The 3,978-nt window shown below is 39.9% G+C and carries 5 protein-coding genes; 1 reads left to right on the top strand and 4 read right to left on the bottom strand.

What is annotated here, in order from left to right:
* The first annotated feature begins 374 nt into the window (after positions 1–374).
* Positions 375–932, top strand: a complete 558-nt coding sequence (locus AACT18_RS17545) for a hypothetical protein (protein WP_094144233.1) — start codon at positions 375–377, stop codon at positions 930–932.
* Positions 933–1,052: 120 nt separating this feature from the next.
* Here AACT18_RS17545 and AACT18_RS17540 read toward each other — a convergent pair whose 3' ends face one another.
* The 4 genes from AACT18_RS17540 to AACT18_RS17525 all read right to left on the bottom strand — a co-directional run bounded on the left by AACT18_RS17540 (position 1,053) and on the right by AACT18_RS17525 (position 3,959).
* Positions 1,053–1,550, bottom strand: a complete 498-nt coding sequence (locus AACT18_RS17540; protein ID WP_094144232.1) for a GNAT family N-acetyltransferase — start codon at positions 1,548–1,550, stop codon at positions 1,053–1,055.
* 142 nt (positions 1,551–1,692) lie between these two features.
* The gene (locus AACT18_RS17535) at positions 1,693–2,202 is read right to left on the bottom strand and encodes a ClbS/DfsB family four-helix bundle protein (RefSeq protein WP_094128444.1); all 510 of its coding nucleotides are present in this window, start codon (positions 2,200–2,202) and stop codon (positions 1,693–1,695) included.
* 135 nt (positions 2,203–2,337) lie between these two features.
* Positions 2,338–2,808, bottom strand: coding sequence for a hypothetical protein (locus AACT18_RS17530; protein WP_088733273.1), 471 nt, complete (start codon positions 2,806–2,808; stop codon positions 2,338–2,340).
* Between the two features lie 602 nt (positions 2,809–3,410).
* On the bottom strand, positions 3,411–3,959 hold the full coding sequence (locus AACT18_RS17525; RefSeq protein ID WP_094145929.1) for a hypothetical protein: 549 nt from the start codon (positions 3,957–3,959) through the stop codon (positions 3,411–3,413).
* Positions 3,960–3,978 lie beyond the last annotated feature (19 nt).

The raw sequence follows: 3,978 nt of genomic DNA, 5'->3' as shown, positions 1-3,978 counted from the left end.
TTTGGAAGAAAAGTGACGAGCGTAGCATGCTCGGCGGACGTTTGGATGCTGAAGGTTATTTTGCCGCTGAATTTACAGCGCTAAACAACCCAACGCGATCAAGAAACAACAAATAGGTGATGACGATTTATTGCTTAACTTAAGCCAAAAAACATGGAATTTACCGTTCAATTCAAACTCGATTTAGCTAATAAAAACTCACTTTGCCTAACGCCCGCTTAAGGGGCAGCCAACGCTACTACTAAGCTTCCGCATAACACCGTAATCACAAAAACCAACGCATGGTAAAAATGCCACGCGTTGGCTGTCCCTCTTGAAGCGTTTGTTAGGCTTGCTATACTGACACTGTTTTTATATACAGCAACGATATGCCGATGATTAAGATATTAATGGTTATAACCACCACAGTAACACTATTGATTTATGCCATCTACATTGCATTTACTGGATCAGGATACGCCGCTTTAGGTTTGATGTTTACAGCAATATTGCTAGCTTGGACTGCTTTAATCGGTATCGAGTCGCTATGGGAGAGTAGTTTTTCTCATTGTTTGAAGTTAGCAATTCTAACCTGTTCTATTGCAAATGCTTATTACACAAACAATCTAAGCAAACCAGGTTATGTCGAAAAGAATCTCGACTTATTTTATGAATCTATAAATATTGAGTATTGCTCAAGCCAAGATCAACCTAACGAAGAAATGCGAGCTTTATTCAATAAGAATAAGAACAAACTACTTAGTAAATGTGCTTTGCAATCCCACCTAGACTTACAAAAGCTCAACATAGATTTAGCCAAAGCTAGATATCTAGATCCAGCCACTGGAGCAATTGATACTATTTACAGCAGCTTAACTGAGCCAGATTCGTTAAGTTGTCAAGAATTTGCAGAAACTCTAAATCGACTTTGTCCTAATAAGCTACGTTTGTAAGCCTAACGCCCGCTTAAGGGGCTGACAACGCTGCTACCAAGTTTCCGCATAATACCGTAACCACAAAAACCAACGCACAGTAAAAATGCCACGCGTTGGAAGTCCTTCTTGAAGCGTTTGTTATGCATGTGCCAAAACGCGAGCCATATGGTAAACGTCAACGTAGCTACCATTTCTGAACGCATAAGCTTTCGACTCACCTTCAATTTCAAAACCGAACTTCTTGTACAAATTGATCGCTCGTTCGTTGTCCACATAGACCGTCAATTCGATTCGTTTCAAATTCAGCCAGTTATCCGCTAAATCGATAACCGTTTTCAGTAAAGCACTACCAACACCTAAACCTTGAGCATCGTCTTTAACGCCCATACCGAATGTACCTACGTGACGTCGTCTCGGATTGGTACATAGCTCAAAGCCCAAATTACCTACTACTTCACCGTCCACTAGTGCCACATATGCATAAACATGATCTGGAATAGTCTGGAAACGTTTTTCCCACATATCGGAGGATGGAAGCGGAAGTTGTAATGTGCTGGTGTAGGCATTTGGGCACTCATAAACTCCTTTTATCGCTTTAGCATCTGATGGCTCTGCTCGCCTGACTTCAACAACCATAGTTCCTCTTCTCCTAAAAAATGCATAACGCCCGCTTAAGGGGCAGCCAACGCTACTACTAACTTTCCGCATAACACCGTAACCACAAAAACCAACGCATAGTAAAAATGCCGCGCGTTGGCTGTCCCTCTTGAAGCGTTTGTTATGTGAATTCTCGATTGAAACGCCGAACTTTTGTACGCACATTTTTCATAGGTGATGACGTATTAAACTGAATCATGCGCCCCAAAGTCCATTGTTCATACCACGCAACACCATATAAGTCATGATTACTTAAGCTTGAAATGAGTAAAAGTATCTCGTTAACCGTAGACTCAAGTTCAATGAGTAAATCATTGTATTTCCACTCACGATACTCTTCGTGGAAACTTTCAGCGAGTGAACCTAATTGGTTCCATTTATAACCAGTTTCCGGGAAATCTACATGTTGGTGTCGAGATCTTAGCTGATGCCATTTAAGAACCAGTTTTCCCCAACCAATCAAGTAGGCTACTGTATCACTAACACTAATGACTGTACCTTTGACGTTTCCCTCTACTCCAGATTTGCGAGCTTTACTTTCCGGAATTGAACGATAGTCAGCCATGAGTTTCGGAAATATTGAGTTTATAGCTAACTCTAATTCATCCTTATTTTTTGGCACAGAAGACATTTTGATCTCCATTCACATAACGCCCGGCTAAGGGGTTGACAACGCACCACCGAGCTAAAAAAACACACCGTAAACCCTGAACTTCAATTTTGCACTAAAGCCGCCACGCGTTGGCAATCCCTCTTGAGCCGTTTGTTAGGTGTTTTGCTGATTAAGGAAAAGAACCCATGCATCAATACAAGCTTCTGCAAGTAACAAAGCATCATAGCTACGATCTCCGACTTGAACTGAGCACCGGGCAGATTCGAGGCTAAAGGACTCATTTGAAATTAAAGATGCACCATACAACCCAAAGCTTTCTTTATTGATCAAATTGGGTTGATAGCCTGTTCTTGTTGACCGAGTAAGCTTACAATGCTTTGAGCCATTGCATAGATCTGCGCAAATTTTTAGAAAATCATTAGAGTTAATAAACTCATCTACTTGCTTTGCGGTGATTGATAAATGCTCACTATGAATTAACCAATCTCGTACATGGTAACAATGCATAAAAAATGAAGATAGATCATCTTCAAAATCTTGAAATACTAAAGAAGAATTATGAACACCGTCATAACCAAGGCGTATCCTTTTTAAATATCTTTTAGATCGTTCTAACTGTTTCATACTTAATTACACCTAACGCCCGGCTAAGGGGTTGACAACGCACCGCCGAACTTAAAAAACACACTTAAACACTGAACTTCAATTTTGCACTAAAGTCGCCAAGCGTTGGCAATCCCTCTTGAGCCGTTTGTTAGGCCAACCGATTGACAGTGATACTTTCAAAACCAAGGAACAGGGCTTTTTACAAACTTAAAACAAACTAACCGATTCATTTATAAACCAAAACCCTAAATCAGCAAAGAAACCAACAAATTCAAATTGAGCGATTTGGAAGAAAAGTGACGAGCGTAGCATGCTCGGCGGACGTTTGGATGCTGAAGGTTATTTTGCCGCTAAACTCACCGCGCTAAACAACCCAACACGATCAAGAAACAACAAATATGTGATGACGATTTATTGTTTAAGTCCAGCCATGAGAACATGGAATTCGCCGTTCAATTCAAACCCGATTTAGCTGATAAAAACTCACTTTGCCTAACGCCCGCTTAAGGGGCAGACAACGCTACTACCAACTTTCCGCATAACATCGTAACCACAAAAACCAACGCATGGTAAAAATGCCGCGCGTTGGCTGTCCCTCTTGAAGCGTTTGTTAGGCTAATTTACACACGGTTTTTTACGTTACTTATTTTCCATGTTTCAACATAGCTTTTATCATAGCTGCATCTGTAGTTAATCTTAAATTCTGGTAAAGATTCGATAATAGTTCTATTTATGTTTTCGTCTTCTATTTTTGAACCATCATAATTATAAAACTGGATAAATACCCCCTCGCCAAGAGAAGGTATAACACTATCAGATACCGAAACATTGCATCTTATACTAAAGTTAAAATCTACTAAGCCTATCCTTTTCATTAAATCACTGTAATCGTTACCAGAAGAAAGACTATAACTCTTACCATCAACAACATATTCCACCTTTTTGATAAAGGCTGGACCTTGCCCATGATTGCAAAACTTTATAGATACACCATGTTTCAAGGAGCTTTCACTTTCTATTGTCAACACTGGCCTTAAAGTTAACTGATTGTGTTTTCTGGAGATATGACCTTGTAGAATAGCAACGACTAAAGCAATCAGTGCAACAACAACTGAAGAAATGGCAATTATGTCGCTATTTGTTATTTCAGCAATGATATTATCCTCCAAACTGTATTAGCCTAACGCC

Source organism: Vibrio sp. V04_P4A5T148, assembly GCF_963875605.1.
Taxonomy (GTDB): domain Bacteria; phylum Pseudomonadota; class Gammaproteobacteria; order Enterobacterales; family Vibrionaceae; genus Vibrio; species Vibrio anguillarum.
This window is presented reverse-complemented; position numbering and strand designations above follow the sequence as displayed.

Bases quoted from the DNA above. Each gene is read 5' to 3' on its own strand.
- AACT18_RS17545 (WP_094144233.1), top strand. From the start codon at position 375: ATGATTAAGATATTAATGGTTATAACCACCACAGTAACACTATTGATT.
- AACT18_RS17535 (WP_094128444.1), bottom strand. From the start codon at position 2,202: ATGTCTTCTGTGCCAAAAAATAAGGATGAATTAGAGTTAGCTATAAAC.
- AACT18_RS17540 (WP_094144232.1), bottom strand. From the start codon at position 1,550: ATGGTTGTTGAAGTCAGGCGAGCAGAGCCATCAGATGCTAAAGCGATA.
- AACT18_RS17530 (WP_088733273.1), bottom strand. From the start codon at position 2,808: ATGAAACAGTTAGAACGATCTAAAAGATATTTAAAAAGGATACGCCTT.